The 20,605-nt window shown below is 40.3% G+C and carries 31 protein-coding genes; 9 read left to right on the top strand and 22 right to left on the bottom strand.

Annotated elements, in window-relative coordinates:
• Nucleotides 1-14 precede the first annotated feature (14 nt).
• The 6 genes from NYE43_RS09825 to acnA all read right to left on the bottom strand — a co-directional run bounded on the left by NYE43_RS09825 (nt 15) and on the right by acnA (nt 4,524).
• The gene (locus NYE43_RS09825) at nt 15-431 is read right to left on the bottom strand and encodes a YbgC/FadM family acyl-CoA thioesterase (protein WP_024121588.1); all 417 of its coding nucleotides are present in this window, start codon (nt 429-431) and stop codon (nt 15-17) included.
• Nucleotides 432-511: 80 nt separating this feature from the next.
• Complete coding sequence (tlp, locus tag NYE43_RS09820; protein ID WP_024121587.1) at nt 512-763, bottom strand: small acid-soluble spore protein Tlp; 252 nt, start codon at nt 761-763, stop codon at nt 512-514.
• Between the two features lie 35 nt (nt 764-798).
• A complete protein-coding gene (gene sspN / locus NYE43_RS09815; protein ID WP_024121586.1) occupies nt 799-945 on the bottom strand; it encodes an acid-soluble spore protein SspN in 147 nt (48 codons plus the stop codon).
• Nucleotides 946-1,009: 64 nt separating this feature from the next.
• Nucleotides 1,010-1,135, bottom strand: coding sequence for an FbpB family small basic protein (locus tag NYE43_RS09810; RefSeq protein ID WP_003244964.1), 126 nt, complete (start codon nt 1,133-1,135; stop codon nt 1,010-1,012).
• Between the two features lie 79 nt (nt 1,136-1,214).
• Nucleotides 1,215-1,724, bottom strand: coding sequence for a redoxin domain-containing protein (locus NYE43_RS09805; protein WP_326323854.1), 510 nt, complete (start codon nt 1,722-1,724; stop codon nt 1,215-1,217).
• A gap of 70 nt (nt 1,725-1,794) precedes the next feature.
• Nucleotides 1,795-4,524 carry an aconitate hydratase AcnA gene (acnA, locus tag NYE43_RS09800; protein ID WP_103671503.1) on the bottom strand — a complete coding sequence of 910 codons (2,730 nt, stop codon included), beginning with the start codon at nt 4,522-4,524 and terminating at the stop codon, nt 1,795-1,797.
• 227 nt (nt 4,525-4,751) lie between these two features.
• On the opposite strand from acnA, the gene sspO reads away from it, so the two are divergent.
• The 4 genes from sspO (at nt 4,752) to NYE43_RS09780 (ending at nt 6,208) form a co-directional block, all read left to right on the top strand.
• Entirely contained in the window at nt 4,752-4,898 is a 147-nt protein-coding gene (sspO, locus tag NYE43_RS09795; protein ID WP_003221239.1) for an acid-soluble spore protein SspO, read from the top strand.
• 31 nt (nt 4,899-4,929) lie between these two features.
• Entirely contained in the window at nt 4,930-5,076 is a 147-nt protein-coding gene (locus NYE43_RS09790; protein WP_003221237.1) for a small acid-soluble spore protein P, read from the top strand.
• Nucleotides 5,077-5,154: 78 nt separating this feature from the next.
• A complete protein-coding gene (gene cotM / locus NYE43_RS09785; protein WP_081638313.1) occupies nt 5,155-5,547 on the top strand; it encodes an outer spore coat protein CotM in 393 nt (130 codons plus the stop codon).
• Between the two features lie 232 nt (nt 5,548-5,779).
• A complete protein-coding gene (locus NYE43_RS09780; protein WP_024121582.1) occupies nt 5,780-6,208 on the top strand; it encodes a DUF2621 domain-containing protein in 429 nt (142 codons plus the stop codon).
• Between the two features lie 30 nt (nt 6,209-6,238).
• Here NYE43_RS09780 and NYE43_RS09775 read toward each other — a convergent pair whose 3' ends face one another.
• The 3 genes from NYE43_RS09775 to NYE43_RS09765 all read right to left on the bottom strand — a co-directional run bounded on the left by NYE43_RS09775 (nt 6,239) and on the right by NYE43_RS09765 (nt 7,970).
• The gene (locus NYE43_RS09775) at nt 6,239-6,730 is read right to left on the bottom strand and encodes a CcdC family protein (RefSeq protein WP_081638316.1); all 492 of its coding nucleotides are present in this window, start codon (nt 6,728-6,730) and stop codon (nt 6,239-6,241) included.
• A gap of 80 nt (nt 6,731-6,810) precedes the next feature.
• A complete protein-coding gene (locus NYE43_RS09770; RefSeq protein WP_010334411.1) occupies nt 6,811-7,173 on the bottom strand; it encodes a response regulator in 363 nt (120 codons plus the stop codon).
• Between the two features lie 89 nt (nt 7,174-7,262).
• The gene (locus NYE43_RS09765) at nt 7,263-7,970 is read right to left on the bottom strand and encodes a cytochrome c biogenesis protein CcdA (protein ID WP_024121580.1); all 708 of its coding nucleotides are present in this window, start codon (nt 7,968-7,970) and stop codon (nt 7,263-7,265) included.
• 220 nt (nt 7,971-8,190) lie between these two features.
• Between NYE43_RS09765 and ynzD the strand changes: the two genes are divergently transcribed.
• Nucleotides 8,191-8,364: an aspartyl-phosphate phosphatase YnzD gene (gene ynzD, locus NYE43_RS09760; protein WP_024121579.1), complete on the top strand. Its 174-nt coding sequence runs from the start codon at nt 8,191-8,193 to the stop codon at nt 8,362-8,364.
• 73 nt (nt 8,365-8,437) lie between these two features.
• On the opposite strand, the gene NYE43_RS09755 is transcribed toward ynzD, so the two are convergent.
• From NYE43_RS09755 to yneA, 6 genes are all read right to left on the bottom strand, one after another.
• Nucleotides 8,438-8,656, bottom strand: coding sequence for a YneF family protein (locus tag NYE43_RS09755; RefSeq protein ID WP_003221221.1), 219 nt, complete (start codon nt 8,654-8,656; stop codon nt 8,438-8,440).
• Between the two features lie 85 nt (nt 8,657-8,741).
• A complete protein-coding gene (gene sirA / locus NYE43_RS09750; protein ID WP_024121578.1) occupies nt 8,742-9,188 on the bottom strand; it encodes a sporulation inhibitor of replication protein SirA in 447 nt (148 codons plus the stop codon).
• Nucleotides 9,189-9,340: 152 nt separating this feature from the next.
• Nucleotides 9,341-11,344: a transketolase gene (tkt, locus tag NYE43_RS09745; protein ID WP_024121577.1), complete on the bottom strand. Its 2,004-nt coding sequence runs from the start codon at nt 11,342-11,344 to the stop codon at nt 9,341-9,343.
• A gap of 174 nt (nt 11,345-11,518) precedes the next feature.
• On the bottom strand, nt 11,519-11,752 hold the full coding sequence (locus NYE43_RS09740; protein ID WP_024121576.1) for a DUF896 domain-containing protein: 234 nt from the start codon (nt 11,750-11,752) through the stop codon (nt 11,519-11,521).
• Nucleotides 11,753-11,815: 63 nt separating this feature from the next.
• The gene (locus NYE43_RS09735; RefSeq protein WP_024121575.1) at nt 11,816-12,469 is read right to left on the bottom strand and encodes a YneB family resolvase-like protein; all 654 of its coding nucleotides are present in this window, start codon (nt 12,467-12,469) and stop codon (nt 11,816-11,818) included.
• A gap of 17 nt (nt 12,470-12,486) precedes the next feature.
• A complete protein-coding gene (gene yneA / locus NYE43_RS09730; protein ID WP_059291742.1) occupies nt 12,487-12,798 on the bottom strand; it encodes a cell division suppressor protein YneA in 312 nt (103 codons plus the stop codon).
• A gap of 156 nt (nt 12,799-12,954) precedes the next feature.
• Here yneA and lexA point away from each other — a divergent pair, with 156 nt between their 5' ends.
• Nucleotides 12,955-13,572 carry a transcriptional repressor LexA gene (lexA, locus tag NYE43_RS09725; protein WP_010334405.1) on the top strand — a complete coding sequence of 206 codons (618 nt, stop codon included), beginning with the start codon at nt 12,955-12,957 and terminating at the stop codon, nt 13,570-13,572.
• Between the two features lie 393 nt (nt 13,573-13,965).
• Here lexA and NYE43_RS09720 read toward each other — a convergent pair whose 3' ends face one another.
• Entirely contained in the window at nt 13,966-14,394 is a 429-nt protein-coding gene (locus NYE43_RS09720; RefSeq protein WP_024121573.1) for a hypothetical protein, read from the bottom strand.
• Nucleotides 14,395-14,475: 81 nt separating this feature from the next.
• Nucleotides 14,476-14,898 (bottom strand): FosM family fosfomycin resistance protein, encoded by a 423-nt coding sequence (fosM, locus tag NYE43_RS09715; protein WP_268544055.1) that lies wholly within the window; start codon nt 14,896-14,898, stop codon nt 14,476-14,478.
• 196 nt (nt 14,899-15,094) lie between these two features.
• Here fosM and NYE43_RS09710 point away from each other — a divergent pair, with 196 nt between their 5' ends.
• Genes NYE43_RS09710 through NYE43_RS09700 form a run of 3 tightly spaced genes read left to right on the top strand, consistent with a single transcriptional unit; the run spans nt 15,095 to nt 16,055 of the window.
• Nucleotides 15,095-15,298: a DUF892 family protein gene (locus tag NYE43_RS09710; RefSeq protein ID WP_024121571.1), complete on the top strand. Its 204-nt coding sequence runs from the start codon at nt 15,095-15,097 to the stop codon at nt 15,296-15,298.
• Nucleotides 15,295-15,594, top strand: coding sequence for a spore coat protein (locus NYE43_RS09705; RefSeq protein WP_059335692.1), 300 nt, complete (start codon nt 15,295-15,297; stop codon nt 15,592-15,594). The genes NYE43_RS09710 and NYE43_RS09705 overlap by 4 nt, the downstream gene beginning before the upstream one ends.
• 8 nt (nt 15,595-15,602) lie before the next feature.
• Entirely contained in the window at nt 15,603-16,055 is a 453-nt protein-coding gene (locus tag NYE43_RS09700) for a YndM family protein (protein WP_213418668.1), read from the top strand.
• 22 nt (nt 16,056-16,077) lie between these two features.
• Here NYE43_RS09700 and NYE43_RS09695 read toward each other — a convergent pair whose 3' ends face one another.
• The 5 genes from NYE43_RS09695 to NYE43_RS09675 form a co-directional block, all read right to left on the bottom strand.
• Complete coding sequence (locus NYE43_RS09695; protein ID WP_326323853.1) at nt 16,078-16,836, bottom strand: poly-gamma-glutamate hydrolase family protein; 759 nt, start codon at nt 16,834-16,836, stop codon at nt 16,078-16,080.
• A gap of 239 nt (nt 16,837-17,075) precedes the next feature.
• Nucleotides 17,076-17,387 carry a hypothetical protein gene (locus NYE43_RS09690; RefSeq protein WP_024121567.1) on the bottom strand — a complete coding sequence of 104 codons (312 nt, stop codon included), beginning with the start codon at nt 17,385-17,387 and terminating at the stop codon, nt 17,076-17,078.
• 110 nt (nt 17,388-17,497) lie between these two features.
• A complete protein-coding gene (locus NYE43_RS09685; protein WP_326323852.1) occupies nt 17,498-19,129 on the bottom strand; it encodes a YndJ family protein in 1,632 nt (543 codons plus the stop codon).
• On the bottom strand, nt 19,123-19,743 hold the full coding sequence (locus NYE43_RS09680; protein WP_127695128.1) for a DUF4166 domain-containing protein: 621 nt from the start codon (nt 19,741-19,743) through the stop codon (nt 19,123-19,125). Before NYE43_RS09680 ends, NYE43_RS09685 begins: the two co-directional genes overlap by 7 nt.
• Nucleotides 19,744-19,747: 4 nt before the next feature.
• Complete coding sequence (locus NYE43_RS09675) at nt 19,748-20,548, bottom strand: hypothetical protein (RefSeq protein ID WP_106021654.1); 801 nt, start codon at nt 20,546-20,548, stop codon at nt 19,748-19,750.
• Nucleotides 20,549-20,605: the final 57 nt, after the last annotated feature.

Below are 20,605 nucleotides of genomic sequence, written 5' to 3'. Positions count from 1 at the left end.
ATGTCATTCACTTCCTATTTTTTGGCCTTTTCATATGCTGCGTGCCAATCGGGGAAAGCCTTACGAAACTGAATCGGTTTAAAACTTTCTTTATCCACACAAATATGAGATGATTTCGCTTGAATAGATAGCTCACCAGCCGGATTATAAATATGGTAGCCATATATGGTTTTAAAGCCGTTGTATTCCTCAATCCATGTGTGCACCACCGCAGTTTCTCCATAATGGAGGGGTTTTTTGTAGGAAATATTGATATCAACGACTGGAGAAAGCACGCCTTTCTTTTCCATATCACTGTATAAAAAGCCTAGGTCTTTAATGAGTGCCGTCCTTCCGACCTCCATCCAAACAAGATAATTCGCATGATACACGATCCCCATTTGATCTGTTTCGGCGTAACGCACTTCTATTTCTGTTTTTGATACATGCAAGATACTCTGCTCCCTTAATCAGTTTAGCCCCATTTTACCACATCCAAATCAGAAAGAAAAAAACCAGGTTTCCCTGGTTTTTACGAACGGTATCCGTTTTCTCTCGCTTCGGATTCGTCTTGAATTTCATTGCGAAATGCTTCGATGCTCTCTTCCCGTCTTGCGTTTTTTTCTTTGATGCGCTGCTTATCTTCTCCTGAAGCAAACTCCATTGATTCCTCTGCTTCTTCTATATTTTCGATTGTATTTTGGACCATATCCTGCAGTTTCTCTACGTTGTCGGAACGGTCGTCAGGATTAGGCTGCTGATATTGATTTTGGTTTTTTGTCATTGGGATGAACCTCCTAGAATAAAATCAATCCGGCGCTACTCGCCTTTCGTCTGCATGATAATTGGCTGCTGACCAGAAGTATCGTGCATTTTTTCCCCTTTATTGCGTTTATATTTAACAGGCTTCGTACCCAAGTGGCTTGGAGCATATTGAGGCTGACCGTTTTTCTTGTTGTTTCCCATGTTTATCCCTCCTCAACAAATAGGATTCTCAAAAGGAGGGGCAAACATGAATACAAATTAAAGGTTATTTTTGCTTAAATCGCTGTTCAAGCTTTTCCTCAAGCTGATTTAAATATTCCGTATTCGTCATCAGCTCTTTTTTGTTTTCCATGACGAGCTCATGAAAAGATCGTTTTCTCATCTTCTTCACTCTTCTCACCTCCGCGTATTCTTTTATTTTTTCCAATTCTGAAAATTTGTAAGCATGTTTGCACATAAAAAAACTGAATCTAATGAAGATCCAGTTTTTCTTTCATCTCTTTTTTTGTCATGGTCCCGATATGTATGTCTTGAATCACGCCTTTTTCATCTAAAATATACGTAGTTGGGTATGAAAACACATTATAGTCAGCATTAATTCCTTTTTTATCAATCAAAATGGGGAAGGTTAAATGATACGTATCAGCAAAGGTTTGCACCTTTTTCTCGCTTTTCTCAGCTGAAGTGAAATTAACTGCAATAACCGCTACATCTGAGTGCTCCTTTTGCAGTTCCTCCATCGCCGGCATTTCCTGTCGGCACGGTTTGCACCAAGTTGCCCAGAAGTTAAGCAGAACTTTTTTGCCTTTGACATCTGATAAAGAGGTCCTTTCTCCTAATAGCGTTTTCAGAGTGAAGTCAGGCGCTTGCTGTCCCTCTTCAATGCCTATTTCTTTTTTGCTAAATTGCTGATAGATGTTCCAGCACATGTATCCGGCAAGCCCAATCAACAGGATTCCTGCCACCCATTTTTTCAGCATCAATTCACCCCCGGAGCTATCTTATTTCATAAAAAGAAGAGAAAGCAGGCTGCCTTCTCTTCTTCATACATTATGATTGCTTCATTTTTTCGCGAAGCACCATTTGCAGAATTCCGCCATGGCGGTAATAATCAATTTCAACTTCACTATCGAAGCGCACAAGTGCTTCAAATGTTTTTACACTTCCGTCTTCATCAATTGCTCTTACTGTAACGATATCACGAGGGCGTACGCTTTCATCAACATCCACCTCGATCACTTCTTTACCGCTTAAGCCGAGTGTATCCGCATTTTCACCTTGTTTAAATTGAAGCGGGAGCACACCCATGAATACCAGGTTACTTCTGTGAATTCTTTCAAAGCTCTCAGCAATTACAGTTCTAATGCCGAGCAGGTTTGTTCCTTTTGCAGCCCAGTCACGGGAAGATCCCATACCATAATCTTTGCCCGCTAAGATGGCAAGGCCTGTTTTATCTTCTTTATATTTCATGCAGGCATCATAGATTGATGTCACTTCACCAGTCGGCCAGTACGTTGTAAATCCGCCTTCTGTGCCCGGCGCGATTTGGTTTTTGATGCGGATGTTTGCAAATGTTCCTCTCATCATAACCTCATGGTTTCCGCGGCGTGAACCGTAGGAGTTAAAGTCACGAGGTGACACACCTTTTGCTTGCAAGTATTTTCCGGCAGGTGTATCTTTTCCGATTGCCCCTGCAGGAGAGATATGGTCGGTTGTGACTGAATCGCCGAATTTACCGACAACACGAAGGCCTTTTAAAGGTTCAACCTTGCCTGGTTCAACTGACATTTCTTCGAAGAATGGCGGGTTTTGGATATATGTTGACTCATTATCCCATTTGTATAACGCTTCATCTGTTGTCTCAATCTCATTCCAGCGTTTGTTGTCATCGAATACTGTTTCGTACTCCTTGCGGAAGAGCTCCGGTGTAACAGTTTGTTTAACAAGTGAATTAATTTCGTCCATTGACGGCCAAATGTCGTTGAAGTACACTTTTTGTCCGTCTTTTCCGACACCGATCGGATCCGTCTTCAGGTTAATGTTCACTGTTCCAGCCAGCGCATAAGCTACTACAAGCGGCGGAGAAGCAAGATAGTTACCTTTCACAAGCGGATGAATACGTCCTTCGAAGTTACGGTTTCCAGAAAGAACAGACGTAATCAACAGGTCATTTTTCGCAACTGCTTCTTCAATTTCCGGTGAAAGCGGACCTGAGTTTCCGATACATGTTGTACATCCGTATCCAACGAGATTAAAACCAAGCTCTTTCATGTATGGAAGAAGGCCTGAATTAACAAGATATCCTGTAACAACCTTAGAACCCGGTGCAAGTGATGTTTTCACGTAGTTAGGCACTTTGAGTCCTAATTCAACCGCTTTTTTCGCCACAAGGCCGGCGCCGATTAAGACGTATGGGTTAGATGTATTTGTACAGCTTGTAATCGCAGCAATAGCGATTGCACCTGTTTTCATGACTGTTTCTTCGCCATTAAGCAATTTAAATTTAATTTCTTTGTCTTCCTCTTCGGCGTTTAATCCGAATCCTTGGTTACCCGCAGGGCTGACTAAGTGCTTTTTAAACGTTTCCTGCATAGCAGAAAGCGGAATCAAATCCTGAGGACGTTTTGGGCCGGAAAGGTTTGCTTCAATTTTAGACAAATCAATTTCAACGACATCAGTAAATTGCGGGTCTTCTACATCTGGAGTGTAGAACAAGCCGTTGCTTCTGCAGTATGCTTCTACTACGTCAATATGTTCAGCATCGCGGCCTGTCAAACGCAGATAATTTAGAGCTTCTTCATCTACAGGGAAGAATCCGCATGTTGCACCGTATTCCGGAGCCATGTTAGCGATTGTCGCACGGTCTGCCAGCGGCAGTTCAGCAACTCCCGGTCCGAAGAACTCAACAAATTTACCGACTACGCCTTTTTCACGCAGTACTTGTGTCACTTTTAACGCCAAGTCAGTGGCTGTTGTTCCATTCGGAAGCTTTCCGACGAGTTTCGCGCCGATTACCTCAGGAACAGGGAAATAAGAAGGCTGCCCAAGCATTCCGGCTTCCGCTTCAATTCCGCCGACACCCCAGCCGAGAACACCGATTCCGTTAATCATTGTTGTATGCGAGTCGGTTCCTACCAGCGTATCAGGATACGTAATCAGTTCTCCGTCTTCTTCGACTGCGTGGACAACACTTGCCAAGAACTCAAGGTTTACCTGGTGAACGATACCTGTTGCCGGCGGTACTGCCTGGTAGTTATTAAACGCTTTCTTTGCCCAGCTTAAAAATTTGTAACGCTCTGCATTTCTTTCGAATTCCAAGTCCATATTAATAGCCAAAGCATCTTCAGTGCCCGCTTTATCAACCTGTACAGAGTGGTCGATGACAAGATCAACAGGAATCTCAGGGTTGATTTTGTCAGGATCTCCGCCGACAGCTGCCATTGCTTTACGTAATGAAGCAAGGTCAACTACTGCCGGTACCCCAGTGAAATCTTGTAAAATAACGCGAGATGGTTTAAACGGAACATCGATTTCCTTTAACTCGGCAGTTCCCCATTTTGCCAAATTTTCCACGTGTTCTTTTTTGATGACGAATCCGTCCACTTGACGCAATACAGATTCTAAAAGAACTTTAATGGAATAAGGAAGCTTCGACACATTTCCGATCCCCAAATCTTCCAATGCTTTCAAAGAGTAGTAATGATAAGTTTTCCCATTTGTAGTAAACGATTTTCTCGCTTGGAAAACGTCTTGTGCTGCAGTTTTTTGCTCGTTTGCCATTCTCCAAAATCCCCCTTCAGATCAGTTCATTCTCAGATGAACATTACATTCCATCACAATTTTCTCACAATTTCATATTAAAACAAAATCATACATAAGTAAATATCAATGTTTTTATTAAATACAATAAGATCGGCTTATCAGGGCGAAAAATCGGGAAATTTTACTGTCTGCACTCTCTCATATTCCTCATTGAAAGAAGCCATATTATGATTGAGGTGATAATGATGGTCAAACGAAAAGCAAATCACGTAATAAATGGGATGAATGACGCGAAAAGCCAAGGCAAAGGCGCCGGCTATGTAGAAAACGATCAGCTTGTACTGACTGAAGCAGAACGCCAAAATAACAAAAAAAGAAAAACCAATCAATAACGTTGAACTCTTTTAAGGAGGTTCTCATTTTATGACCAATAAAAATACAAGTAAAGATATGCATAAAAACGCTCCTAAAGGACACAATCCGGGTCAGCCGGAACCCCTCAGCGGAAGCAAGAAAGTGAAAAACAGAAATCACACAAGACAAAAGCACAATTCAAGCCATGATATGTAATAAAAGCAGACCTTAGCGTCTGTTTTTTTATGCGTTCACCCATTTCTGACCAACTGCATAAGCTAAAGCAAGGTTGATATATGGAGGAATGCTTCCATGACCCATTCAAAACGAAACGATGCTAATGATTTCGATGGCATGGAGGAATGGCTTCGGCAATTTTTTGAAGATCCGTTCGCCTGGTACGACGAAACATTACCTATTGATCTATATGAAACAAGTCAGCAATATATTATTGAAGCAGATCTGTCGGCTATACAGCCGACACAAATCACAATTACCTTGTCCGGATGTGAGTTCATCCTGACGGTTAAATCCTCAGAACAGACTCTTGAAAAACAAATGATGCTTCCTTTTTATTTGAATGACAAGTCGATTGAGACTGAATGTGAAAATCAAATTCTCACAGTTGCCGTCAATAAAGAGACGAATGATGGCTCTTCTTTTTCTCTTCAATTCCCTCTCAGCTAAAATCAAAAGTCACTTTCATCCCCTATAATGAAAGTGACTTTTTTTCCGTCCATTTATCGTCAAATACCCTCTAGTGACTCTCCCATGGCCAAATAGCAGATTCACTATACAATAGAATATGATCTACCATCTCTTTTGACTAGACGTCTATCATTTTTTTCTATTTTTTTAAAACATTGTTCTTCTATTCTTTCTTCATATACAATATGGTTAGTATAAGGGGGAATGATTGATGCTGGAAGGCTGGTTTTTGTGGTTTATTCTGTTTTGGGTGATCACGATGATTGTCTTGTTATCAATCGGCGGTTTTTTTATGTTTCGAAAGTTTTTAAAGCGTTTACCAAAAGAGGACGGCAAATCTGAGCTGGATTGGCAGGATTACTATATTGAAAACAGCAGACATCTATGGAGCAATGAAAACAAACAATTTCTCGATGAATTGGTCACACCTGTTCCGGAGCTGTTCAGAGATATAGCTCGAGCAAAAATTGCCGGAAAAATCGGAGAGCTGGCATTAAAAGAAAACGCAGCAGCAATTGATCAGCGGCTTATTATCAAAGGTTATATCCTGGCTACTCCGAAAAGAGACCATACCTTTTTAAAGAAACATCTAAGAGACAAGAAAATCGATATTGAACCTTATCAGGCCCTTCTTAAATAAAAAACCTTTCCCGCAAGGAGGAAAGGTTTTTTAATTCATTTGAATGTCTGCTGACTGCAGCTCGCTTTGAAGTTTTCGGTATGACAGATACATGGCGATTCTCCACGGCACAATCATACCGAAAGCCAGAATCCAAAACATTCCGCTCAGTGCGCCGTAATCAACCGATGTGCTTAAAATTGATTTCATCACAATTCTGATCACTAAAAGGCCGATTAATATAAAGACAAATGCCTTAGAGCGTTTCATGTAAATTTCATTATTTTTAATTTCAAACTTTGAAGTTTTTATAAGAAAAATAGAGAAAATCACGCCTAAAGTGATCGCTTCTAAAAACTCTTCACCCGTTACCCAAAAAACCGGAAATAAAAACATTAACGCCCCCGTACTCATAAAAATCGGCGGGAGAATGATTTTTTTCGGTGAAACGGGCTTATCGGAAGACTTAATTCTGACCACCATCACAGCTGCAGCCATTAAAACAGCAACAATTGATGAAACTATAATCATCATACTTATCATTCCTTTGTTTTCTCGGAGTGTTGACACTATATACTATACTCCAAAACAATAAAAAAAACCATTTTGAAAAGAAATGACTTTCAATTTCCCATAACGCGGTTGACAGCTTCTAATACTTTGGACTCCTCAAACGGTTTGACAATAAAATCTTTTGCCCCAAGTTCAATGGCTTCCGTCACAATTCTTTGCTGGCGCATTGCGGTACACATGATTATCTTTGCTTTAGGGTCAAAGGATATGATCTCACGAAGCGCCTTAATGCCGTTTTTCACCGGCATCGTAATATCCATGGTCACTAAGTCCGGCCGAAGTTTTTTATACAGGTCAGCCGCTTGCTCGCCGTCCGCCGCCTCGCCTGCTATTATGTAATTTGCCTCTTCCAAGATCTCTCTGATTTTTACTCTCATGAACTTGGCGTCGTCTACAACTAAAACTCTTGTCATATTCCCCTCCAAAAATCGAATTCCTCAGGTAATAGTCTTATTGTACCAAAAACAAAAGGATTAGTAGTAGTGCAAAAGTAATTTAACAGTCAGAAACCTGTAAATCCACCAAAAAGATCCGACAGTAAAATAATGATCAAGTTCATCCAGTCAAAAAATAGCAGTACCCCAATAACAATCATAAGTACACCGCCCGCTTTCATGATCAAAAGCTGATTCTTCCTGATCCACTTCAGTTTCGTGATGAAGAACGACAATAATACAAACGGAACGGCAAATCCGAGAACATATAGCATCATATACGGTATCGCTGAGCCAGGATTCGTACCTGCTAATGTGATAACAGCCCCCAAAATGGGACCGGTGCAAGGCGTCCATCCGGCCGCAAAAGCCATACCGATTAAAACGGAACCGAAAAAACCGCTTGGCCTATGCTTAAAATGGACTCTGCGTTCTTTCATGATAACTTCAGGCCGAAACACGCCAAGCGTAATAAAACCGAACAGAATAATGAGCAAAGCGCCAACTTGCCGAATGGCATCATGATAATCCCTAAACAGGGTTCCAATAAAAGATGTTCCATATCCTAAAGCTATAAAAATCACTGAAAACCCCAGCAAAAAAAACAGCGTATGGGCCAAGCTTCTTTTTTGTAGCAATAGTTTCTCTGTTTTCACATCATCCATGCTGACTCCTGTAATATATGACAGGAAAGCCGGATAAAGCGGCAGGCAGCAAGGCGAAATAAATGATAAAAATCCCGCGCCGAATGTCAGAAAATAATTCACATCTCCCATGTCATCATCCCTTCATGATTTGACATTCCTTCAAGTTATGACAAAATCATTTCATTTTTTTAACACTTTCACTCGAAGGATTTCTATTTTCAAAAAAAACTTATATAATTTAATTTGACATTGAGACATTGTACTCCTTCTCATTTGAAAATTAGTATAAATATGGATATAATATAAACATTCACTTTTGAAGATCTAATGTATGAAAGGATACATCCCTGTGATTAGAGAGCATCTATTAAATGAAATTGAAAAAAAAAGAGCAGAGCTGCTGCAAATTGTCATGGCGAACGGAATGACATCTCATATTACGATAGAACTCAGTCAGGAGCTTGACCATCTTCTCATACAATATCAAAAGCAGCGCCTTCGAGCAGTAGCGGGTGATGAATGATTGCAAAATAAAAAACCCGATAAAGGGTTTTTTATTTTATAACCATGTTTCTCTATATCATAATCTTTACGTATTATTTCGTTTGATTATTCATGGCTTTCATCATTTGATTGATTTTCTTTTGAGAAGGTTTCATTCCCATTTGCATCATCATCATGCGTAACATTTGTTCATTAATAGGCGGATTCTTTTTAAGGTAGCTCATCATATATTTACGAGCAATAAAAAACCCGAGTGCAACACCTATGAGCAGTGCAACAACGCCCACTAGGATGCCAACCCATAAAGTCATTTTATTTCCTCCTTCATGTTGTCTAGTTTAAAGTGTACTAAACCAAAAGCTATTATACAACATTTACATCTCTTTTTCTTCGGTTTTAGACAAAATTTCTTTCTTTCACCGGATTTAACCACCCATACCGCTTCGTATTGAAATCCATTGCGAGAAAGCAAGGGCTTACTTTACGAAGAACTTCAAAAAATATCGTTTCCGCCTCGTAATCTCCGTTAGCTACAATTTCAATCATGTGTTCTTTCATCATAAAAGACGCTTGTCCCTTTGCTTTCGGGAGAGATAATCTATAAATATAATCCAGCTGTGTATAGTTTGTATTGTTCAAATTCATTTTTAACCGCTGATGCATATGTAAAATCGGAATGGGTTTCGTGATATATTGAATTTGTTTCTCTGTCATTTCATACTGCTGCCTCGTCAGGCTTGTCCAATGATAGTCTTGAAACAGCTCAAACATAACCGATTCCCGCCCGAAATAGTGATTGGCAAATTCCTCTTTGATCAGGTACGTATAGTAGTGACGTTCCATCTTCTCATCCCCTTTTCCAGCAGCATTTCATTTGCATTCTATTATACAAAAGAAGAGAAGAAAGAATTGTCTATTACTGTTAAACAGCCAATACTATTTTTGTCGGATAAACAAGAAAAAGAGGATGATTTGACTCATCCCCTTTGAAAAACTTATTTATTGATTAATGCTTTGACTCGATCCACAACATTTGCAACTGAGAAGCCGTATTCATTGATAATGGTTTCGCCAGGAGCGGAGGCGCCGAATTTGTCAATACCGAGCACGTCTCCTTCAAGCCCTGTGTATTTGCCCCAGCCAAATGATGAGCCCATTTCAATCGCAAGACGTTTTCTCACATCTGACGGAAGCACGGAGTTTTTGTATTCATCCGATTGTTTCTCAAAACGATCTACTGAAGGCATGCTGACGACAGAAACATCAATATTTTCTTTCGCCAATTCTGCCTGTGCCTCGATTGCGAGGCCAACCTCTGAGCCCGTAGCGATGAGAAGAGCGTCAGGTGTTTCGTTTTTAGACTTAGAAACAACATAAGCACCTTTTTCTACACCAGCCAATGCCTCTTCAGCTGTTTGGTCGATTGTAGGAAGGTTTTGACGTGTCAATACAAGCGCTGTTGGCTGATTTGTGCTCTGCACCGCAAGCTTCCAAGCCGCTGCTGTCTCATTACCGTCTGCAGGGCGGATTAAAGAAAGGTTAGGCATTGCGCGTAATGAAGCAAGCTGCTCAACCGGCTCGTGAGTCGGTCCATCTTCACCGACCGCGATACTGTCGTGAGTAAAGACATATGTCACAGGAAGACCCATTAATGCTGCAAGGCGAATGGCCGGACGCAAGTAATCAGAGAAGACAAAGAATGTTCCGCCGAATACACGAAGTCCGCCGTGAAGCGCCATACCATTTAAGGCTGCACCCATAGCAAATTCGCGAACACCAAACCAGAAATTTTTGCCTGAGTAATCAAGCGCTGTATAATCACCGGAATTTTTAATCGTCGTTTTGTTTGATCCTGCTAAGTCTGCAGAACCGCCGACAAAGAACGGAATTTTATTCGCAAGGCCGTTCAGAACTTCACCTGAAGAGGCACGGGATGCCAGACTGCTTCCTTTTTCATAAACAGGCACCTCTTGATCCCAGTCTTTCGGAAGTTCTCCTTTGATAGCCAGCTCAAGCTGTTCAGCGAGTTCCGGGTAAATTTCTTTATATTTAGCGAATTGGTCATTCCATTCCTGTTCCTTTTTCTCGCCGGATTCTTTTACTGTTTTTGCGAAATGCTCATATACTTCTGACGGAACGTAGAAATCTTCTTCATACGTCCATGCATAAGCTTCTTTTGTTAATTTACTTTCTTCTTTGCCAAGCGGAGCACCGTGAACACCGGAAGTGCCGGCACGGTTAGGAGAACCGAAACCGATTGTCGTTTTTACTTCAATCAATGTAGGTTTCTTGTCGTTTTGGCGTGCTTTTTCAATTGCCGCAGATAATTCTTCAATATTGTTTCCATCTTCAACGTAAAGAACTTCCCAATTCATCGCCTCAAAACGCTGTTTCACGTTTTCAGAGAATGAACGATCCAGATCTCCGTCCAATGAGATGTCATTAGAATCGTATAATACGATCAGACGGCCAAGCTGAAGATGGCCTGCAAGTGAAGCGGCTTCAGAAGAAATACCTTCCATTAAATCGCCGTCACCGCAAATGCTGTATGTATAGTGATCGACTACATTGAATGAATCGCGGTTGTAAGTTTCGGCTAAATGGCGTTCTGCGATAGCCATTCCGACCGCCATTGCGATTCCTTGTCCAAGCGGCCCTGTTGTTGCATCAACACCGGCTGTATGTCCGAATTCCGGATGCCCCGGTGTTTTGCTGCCCCACTGGCGGAATCCCTTAAGATCTTCAATGCTGAGATCATACCCGCTTAAATGAAGCATGCTGTATAAAAGTGCTGATCCGTGTCCCGCAGATAAAACAAAACGGTCGCGGTTAAACCACCCAGGGTTTGCCGGATTTACATTCATAAATTTTGTCCATAGCGTATATGCCATTGGCGCTGCCCCCATAGGCATACCAGGGTGACCAGAGTTTGCTTTTTCAATAGCGTCTATTGATAGTGTGCGAATGGTAGCAACTGATTTCTTTTCAATTGTATCCATAAAAATCCCCTTCCTTATATGTTGTACCCTTTCATCATAAATGTCTGACGACTTTTTCTCAACTGTTTCAGCTTAAATTTGAGAGAAACTTGATGAATTTTGTCGCTTGAAGAAAGCGCTGTTGTTTGTAGTATATACAAAAGAGGAATACGATATTGCCGTATTCCTCTTCTATTAGTGAAGTCTGTTATTATTTTTTTCTCTTTTTAACTTTTCAGGTGTTACGTCATTGCCTTCAGGATCAATGATTTTTACACTTTTTAATGTGTTTTTCATAGAAGAACGAAATCCTTTTAGGTACTCTTGACGGAGCTTTTGCTGTTCAGCTTTTTCTTCTTCTGTAATAACGCCAGCTTTAGCTTTTGCGGCAAGTTCATTGATTCTGGCAATTTTTTCGTTTGAAATCATGATAAACTCCTTTATTGCATTTTGTCTATATACTACTAAAACAAGAGGAGTTTTACAACTGATTCACTCGCCTGTCTGCTCATTCTCTATGTATTCCTGAAAACGCCGATGGACTGTCGCCTTTGACACATCATAGCCAAAACCTCTCAACGTAGCCGCGATTTCAGCAAACGTCAGTTTATTCGCTCTCAACCGGACAATCTCCGAGATCGGAACTTCTATTCTTTCTTTTCCGCTGTTTTCATGCTGGTTTTTCAGGTTCTTTTGTGGCTTAAAACCATTTTTCACTGCGCGTTTCATTCCGCGTTTAATTTTCATGTTGTGGATTTTCCGCTGGTATTCCTCCACAATGCTGACGATTTCCAGCACCATAGAGTCAGCCTCTGATAACTCCAGCTCACCTCTGTGAGCGGTCGTATATACTTTTACACCTTCCCTGTAAATACAATGAAGAAGTGCAATTTTTGCGTTTCCCCGGCCGAGTCTTGTTTCATCCTGAACTAAAATCACATCAATATTTGAATTCTTGATATGATCAAGCAAATCAAATACACCATCCCGGTCCATTTCATATCCGCTGGCTTTTTCAGAAATCACTTTGACGACTTCCATGCCGTTCTCGGCAGCAATGGCCGTAAGCTCCTCCTCCTGCCGCTTTAATGAGGTTTCTTGCTGTTCTTTATTTGTGCTTACTCGGGCATAAATGAGTGCTTTCACCTTTCTACCTTTCCTCTCTATTTAACAGTAGCCAGTTCGTATGCAGCCGGGTGTTCCTTTTTTAATGGAATCACCAATTCATCCCCCGGCTGAATCTCAGACGTCTGGAGATTATTTTTTTCAGCTACCCATTCAACAAAATCACTTTTATTTATCTTTTTTGAGTCATCCACCTGATCAGCAAGCGACCAGAGCGTATCCCCAGACTGAACTTTTATTTTAACATATTGATTAAGCTCCTGGTCGCTGCTTGTATATGACAACAGAAGGATAACCACGCTTAGAATCACAGTGAACAGGCCGACAAAAATAATAGATTCTTTATTCATGATAACAACCTCCGACAAGAATGTTTGTTCGCTTTTTTATAATTTCAGTATATACGAACAAATGTTTCTGTCAATTGTTTTTTTCGAACCTATGTTTGTACTGTCAGGAAAATCATGCTATAATCTATTTAAAATCGACGTTTAGAGGTGCAAAAAATGACGAAGCTATCAAAAAGGCAACTTGATATCCTCCGTTTTATTAAAGCAGAGGTTAAATCAAAAGGATATCCGCCTTCGGTTAGAGAGATCGGAGAGGCTGTCGGCCTTGCGTCCAGTTCTACTGTCCATGGCCATTTGGCCCGTTTGGAAACAAAAGGGCTGATTAGACGCGATCCGACAAAACCAAGAGCGATAGAAATTCTGGATGAAGAAGTAGAGATTCCAAAAAGCCAAGTCGTTAATGTGCCGGTAATCGGAAAAGTAACGGCGGGCTCACCTATTACAGCGGTTGAAAACATTGAAGAATACTTCCCGCTTCCTGACCGTATGGTTCCTCCGGATGAGCATGTGTTTATGCTGGAGATCATGGGTGACAGTATGATTGACGCAGGTATACTTGATAAGGACTATGTTATTGTAAAACAGCAAAACACGGCGAATAACGGTGAAATCGTAGTGGCGATGACAGAAGATGATGAAGCTACGGTAAAACGTTTCTATAAAGAGGATACACACATTCGCTTACAGCCTGAAAATCCAACCATGGCTCCGATCATACTGCAGAATGTCAGCATATTAGGAAAAGTAATTGGTGTGTTCAGAACTGTCCATTAAACTATTGAACTATCAGTTACAAAGAATAAACCCCCTCTTCCTTTGCGGAGTGGGGGTTTTGTTTTTAAAAAAAGCAGGTTCGCCCTGGCTTAGGTGCGAACCTGAATAGGAGGAAAAAGAACATCATGTTTACACCATAATTATCCATCATTCAATTGTTGAAGTCAAGAAATTTTCTTTCCTTAACGAAACTTTTTTAAAAAATAGTTCTGTTTAAAAAATTAGACGTTCTTTTCTTATAAATGTTTCGATTTTCGGACGTGAAAAGATGAGTTATACTCTCCTCTTTTATATTGAGCGAGGCAAAAGGAAATATACTGAATATTTAGTACATAGTTTATTTAGTTAATTTATCCTGCAAAAAAAGCTCACTTCTTTTCAAAAATGTGAGCATCAATCAAAATTAAAATATTCTACACCATAGCGGCCTTTTACATGAACACTTGCACAGTTTTCTGAATGTTCTTCAGCTAATATTCGATACCGGTGATACGGTTCAATGGAAACCTTATCGTGAGCGCTAAAGTCAAACCAATTACCGGTGAATTGTTTTGTGCTTAACGTAGTATAATCCCCTGCAAGTCCCATTCGCTGAAGCTTAATGTTAACTGAACAAGTGTTCACTCCTAATATCGTAAATTGGTATCCTAAAAAATAATCCATTGCCGGTACATCACTAATGTTTTCTACATAAAGCGCTTTTGTTCCGTCATTTAGAATAAAGTCGGTTTTATGCTCAAAATGTGAAGTTGCTGCATGAATGGTCCCGGTTCCAAAAACACATAGCAAAACAGCTGTCATGAGCAATATTTTATTTCTCAACTGCAATCCCCCTCCTTTACCATATATTAAACCCAGAAGATAAATATGTATATTCCCTGTTACTCTGTTTCCCGTACTTTTTCAATCGTAAAAATCCATGTGGGTTTTAGCTTGCTTATAATATTGAAGTCTGTCTTGAAGAGTTCCTGTATGGAATTCAAATTTATGGCCGTCAGGATCAGTGAAATAAATTGATTTTCGATCCCGTTCATCTCGTTCTCTCCCAGACAAAATAGTAACATGAAGGTTTTTTAATTTTGCGGACATTTCTTCAAACTTGCTTTCCTCAATTGTAAAAGCGATATGGGTATAAGAAGCGTTAATATCATTTCTGGGAATGTCACGCTCTTCGTTGAGAGCCAGCCATATGCCGTTTAAATCGAAATATGCAGTGCTCTTTCCTTTAACCAGCAGTTTAGCATCAAAGACATTTTGATAAAACTCGATGGAAGTCAGTAAATCAGAAACAGAAAATAACAAGTGATTGATCCCTTTGATCTCCACTGTGTCTCCTCCTTAGTATTTAAAGATAGATGATTAAAAACCAGTGAATAATTGATTATTTTAACAGAAGCTCACCCCACCCCTTGTGTACGGGCATTGCAGCCAGAAAGTTTCAAACGACCAGCAAAAAATACCAGTGTAAACAAAAACAATTTGTTCAAAATAAACCATATTACTTCAGAAGGGAATGACCATTATGAATGGCTACGGCCTTCATGAAACGTTGGAATTGCACGAATTGCTTACGTTTAAGAATCTTTGTTTGACAAAATCTTCAACCATGACGGGACTTGTACAAGATGAAGAATTAAAGAGTATTCTTGAGCAGGATGCTCAAAAAACAAAACAGCAGGTTGCGCGTTTGCAGGAATTGCTGTCAGTGAGAGGTGAACAAGCGTGAATGAGTTCTTTCAAAAATTAGCCGGAATGGGCAGCATGACCGAACAAGTGATCGCAACGGATTTTTTAATATCGGCAAAGACAGGCGTAAGGAATATTGCAGCTGCCATCACAGAATCTTCTTCCCCAGAAGTCAGGGAAACGCTGCAGCAATATTTACATGACGCGATGAATACCCATGAACAAATTTTTCATTATATGGCTGCAAAGGGTTTTTATCATTCTAAAGATTTAACTCAGCAAATAAGTGTCGATCTTGAGGCTGCAGATACCGCTAAAGATTTGCCACAAATATAGGTGATCAAATGAAACATATTATCGCTCTTGCTTCTAAGACAGCTTTAACTCTTGCCCTATTGTATGTGATTTTGGATAGAGTTTACCATGCTTCCTTTTTAAGTGTGCTGTTTATTGCATTTTTCTTAAGCTTTGTAACATACCTTTCCGGTGACATCCTGATCTTGCCGAGAACCAGCAATATGATAGCTTCACTGGCTGACTTCGGACTTTCACTCGTTATTCTTTGGGTCTTTCTTGAAACGCAAACTAGAAACGGTTTCTCACCGTTTGCAGCCGCTCTGATTGCGTCTGTCTGCCTTACTGTTTTTGAATATTTTTTTCACCGGTATTTACTGAAAAATGTGCTCGATGAAACATTCCGAAACGAACTGAATGTCAAAGATAACACTTTGCAATATCAAACTGAGGCATCAGATGAATTGTTTCCTGAAGCCAATGATCAGAAGGACGAAAAATAAGGAGGCGCAAAGCCTCCTTATTTTAATAGCTGTTTTCTATGAAATGGGTCATCACTTCTGTAAAATCATAAAACCTCTCATTTTGAGTCGTGGATCTGCTTTTTAAAGAAAAGATGCCAAACAAAGATTCTCTGAAACCTGTACTCATCTCTAACTGGATGCTCAAACCGGTTTTTGATTTATTCGCTATATTGTTTGGACTTACGCCTGCATGCGGATGATCCGTACCAAGCAATTCAGCCGGAAAACCGGCTTTTTGCAGTTTTGAAACTAATTCTGCCGCTCTTGATCGGTCTGTTCCGCCGATTTGTATCTGTTGGTCCTCTCCTGCATATCCATGCAATGAAATGACATACTCATGACTTGTTACAAGCTTCAGTGCCTGAGGCTCATCAAAATGTGTGCTTGTTATATGCAGTACTGAATTTCCAGACGTCTTCAAACCTTCAAACAAATACATGGAATATTCTTTGCTGAGCTCTCTCGCTAATTCACTTGTGCCGCCTTCAATACCTCCTCCGTGAATAGCTAAAACAAGCACAGAGCTGCCGGTTTCTTTTGTGGCAATGTTATAATCTGAAGGATCTTCGTGATTCTTTAGTTCCTCGAAATTCTGATAGATATCCTCTGCATATACAGAAGAAACCGGAACAAACAACAAGAAAATTAACAATAATTTTACATTTTTTAAAGTTGATGGAAAACGTTTGACTATGTTACAATCAACATGCTTCAAGGAATGGAGCAAACGGCGGAGCAGGGATACTTTGGCCGGTTTCATCTACTCCGCCTCAAAACCAAAAACACAGGATGCTGGACTCTTTGAGGCTTTAGCACGAATTATCTCGTCCTCCTTGTTAAATTTTTGTTAAATTCACAATATTATATACCATTAGCCCGGGCGCTGTTCTTCACATTTATGAATTTATACTCCTTAGCAAGAAAGTAAGATCGCACCGGCTTTATTCTCATTCCCCCATTAAATAAAAAAATGCACTCGCCTGCTGGCTTGTGCACCTTTTACTTTCTGTTATTCCTGCGTTTCTTTACTTTATTGAGCTTATTAATGTCTTTTTCAATTTTTCTTATTCTCCGCTTTTGCGGCATGGCTTTTATTTCACTGTAAACAGCAATAAATCCGCTTAAAGTCACTGCTGCAATATAAATGAAACGGTGTTTGATAAAACGGTCAACAAGATCATAGTCACCTGCTTCTTTTTCAAGCCTTTCGATTACATCTTTATCGAATAGCTGATCGACATAAACTTGCTTCATCCCCACTGCAAATCCCGCAGCCAGCCATACAATCAGAAACAAACTGATATAAAACATAAAAACCCTTCCTTCCCCGTCTGTATGAGGTGCAGCATGAAAATGTGCCGAACCGATTGTTTACCGGACGAGAGACTGTCAGATGAACTATTGTCTTTGTTTTATATTATTCATTTGGACGGGCAATATGTAATGTCATAATCTACAGTTAGAAATTGAATCCCAAACAGCCACATTTCGTGAACAGCTGTTAACCTGCTTGCACCCGCCGGCGCCTTTATAAGAAAGGTTTCAGATAATGGAAGCGGGCAGGTCCCGACTTTTGTTCTAAGATAAATCCCTTCATCCCCAGCACCGCTTTTTCTCCGCCTGCTGGTCAAAATCAGGTTCTCTTTGTGATGATAAGGCTTTAAAATGCCTGTCATGTTACTGAAAGGAAGCGGCAGAGAAATATTCATGTACCCCTCCCCTTTTGAGCGATATATAGAATACAGCGCGGTAAAAATGGTTTCGTTTTTTTCATTTGTTCTGATCCAGGCACGTACCTTTTTTCTTCCGTCTTTTTTTGAATGGACACCTTTTATTGTACTGTGCATCCTATACCAGTCAGGATTCGTTGACAGATGTATTTGTCCGGTTCTTTTGCTGATGTATTCATACATTTTCGCAAAGGGCTGAAACCAAGTGCTCCACGTCACTTTTGCTTTTACCTCATAATCTTTCGTCTGTTCATAAAAAGAAACAATCAACGGTGTCAAATGCTCCGGTGAAAAATCGTTTGAACGAAGGCTTCTCATATCATCCACAAGTCCGCTATATTGAATGTTATTTTCAGCGTGAATGTTGCGCAAAAAGTTCTTTCCGATTGTTCTCTTTCCGTATATACGGCTGAAAACCTTGACACTCGCATCCGATAGCTGAGGATTTTCTTTTCTCCATCCTGCAAGAGCCGGCAAAATAACACCGAATGCGTTCACGACACCGTGTATCCAAATCATTTGGCTGATGGTCAGCGTGACTTCTTGCCGGAATACACCGAATGAGTAAATGAAAGAGAAACAGATCGTTATCATTAACACGACAGAAGACAGTCGGATAAGCACTTTTCCTGTCTTACTGCGAAAAGCTGTCTTAAATATTAAGTATGAGTTAAGATAAAGTGCCGCCATATAGATACCAACCGCCAAGATATCAAGTGTTTTTGAGTATGTTATTCCGAGTGCGATGAGGAGCGGCGACAGTAAAATAATCCATGTCACCCAACCGTACATAACCCGTTTTTCTCTATTGACTCTGCCAAGTAAACCATTAAAGATCGGGATCAGAAAAGCAGAATAGTGAAAATGAACAGCTGTGAGCAAAATAATAAGAGGACTGAAGTGCAGGATATGTAAATGCGCAGCATAGGCAAAAAACCAAAATCCCCCTCCTCCTAAATAAACGAGTCCAAATAAAATAGATGTTTCTTCGATTCTATGTATTTTTGTTTTCAAGAGCCGCAACAAACCATATAAAGCCAACAAAGCAGTGTATATCCACCAGATCAGTGCAAAATACCCCACGTCGGTCACAAGGGCTAACACCGCGAAAACAGCTGCTGCCGGATAGATGTGCATCAATAATTTTTCCGAAAATTGAATAGTCCTGTGAGCTGATTGATGAAAAACAAAAGGAAAAATTCCCGGCACAAAAAAGAGAATGGAAAACAAGACAAGCGCCTCCGCAACTGATATGTCGGGAGCTTCAGATACAAGAAACCAAATGATACAAAGCGCACTAATGATGCCGTTTCGTTTTAACATACTTCTCCCTCTGTTTCCTGAAACGTCCCTTTATAATAAAAAAGAGTTCCCAGAATTGCATTTTCCACATGAACTTGAATAGTGAAACAGTTGTTGCTTTCATCAAAAGTTTCGCAAACAGTGGAATTACCGCTCAGCCATTTTGGCAAAGGAATTCTTTTTCCGCATATTAATAGCCATTGCTTTCCTGATGTAATGTAGAGAGACCCGTCAGAGAGTGCTTCAAAAGTTAAAACGGACAGCATAATATGAGGTTGGCCGAAAAAATCAAGTATTCGTTTTTCATTTTCGTCGTATACCATAACTGCATCAAAGAAACGCTTTTTATCTTTAAAGACAAAAGTCCGATTCCATTCAATCCCCGTATGTTCCTGCTTCGTAAGACATGTTCTGTTTTTAATTGTAAAAGGGATGTCCTTTCCTCTTTCTGAAAAGAAACATCTAAAAAACACCCCGCACTTCAGCAGCATTCTGACAAAAAAAGAACCTCCGCTTATTTCTGACATCGTTCCTCTTCCGCTGAATGTATGTGACCTGTCTAATTGATAACGTTTCTGCAGCTTGGGATGTAATAGATGATAATTTATAATTGTTTTTTTATACATTGAACTCACCATTTCACTTCTTTCTTTTTCGTTTCGTATGCCGAGCACTTGGAAGCCGGAGACTGATCAAGCCGCTTGCCGCAGTAATCACACTTAACAGTAAAGAATATATTCCAGCATCTAGAAAAGCGAAGACAGCAAAGATACAGGTCTGCACAGCATGAAGTGTCCATTTTCTCTTTAATGGACTCAGCCATAAAATGCCCAATCCTATCTTCGCAGCTCCTGCCATGTTGTTCGTTTCAAGATCTATAAACCCGTGGTAAAACCAAAACAGACTAAAAAACAAGCACGTCAGCATATAGACAAACGCATAACGGATCAATTGTTTCGGATGTTTATTTTGTTCAATCCAAAGTCTCAATGAATCAAAACTCCATGCTGTTGCCCAGCCCAACAGCGGCCGAAATAATAAACGGTCAATCCATCTTCCTAGAAAGCCATATGCCGTTTCATATTGATACTGCGTCATAAATGTAAGCTTCCCGTTATCATGCTGTATGTATTTCCAATACCCGCTGCCTTTTTTAATCAGGGATAACGGATGGTTGGAGGAAAAGGCCAGGGAGGATACTCTTTGAGAGGAATGCAATTTCGTACCCACGGTTTCACCAGCACCTGACACCTTTAATCCAAAGCCAATTCTTGTCTCGTAAAGAAACCTCTGCGCTTCATTTACGCTTCTGTGTAAATATGTAATATCAGAAAACCGCAGATCCCATTCCTTATGTAGCGATGGGTTTTGCGTATATTCCCAAAGCTTGTCTAGGTCAGATGTCATCTCGATTTCGACATAAATCGGCTTCTGTTTCACAGCCCCTCCTCCCTTCTTTTTCTAGCAGTTCCTATATTAGCATATTTATAGTATTAA

It is taken from the genome of Bacillus sp. FSL R5-0434, assembly GCF_038004745.1.
GTDB classification, from domain to species: Bacteria; Bacillota; Bacilli; order Bacillales; family Bacillaceae; genus Bacillus; species Bacillus halotolerans.
This window is presented reverse-complemented; position numbering and strand designations above follow the sequence as displayed.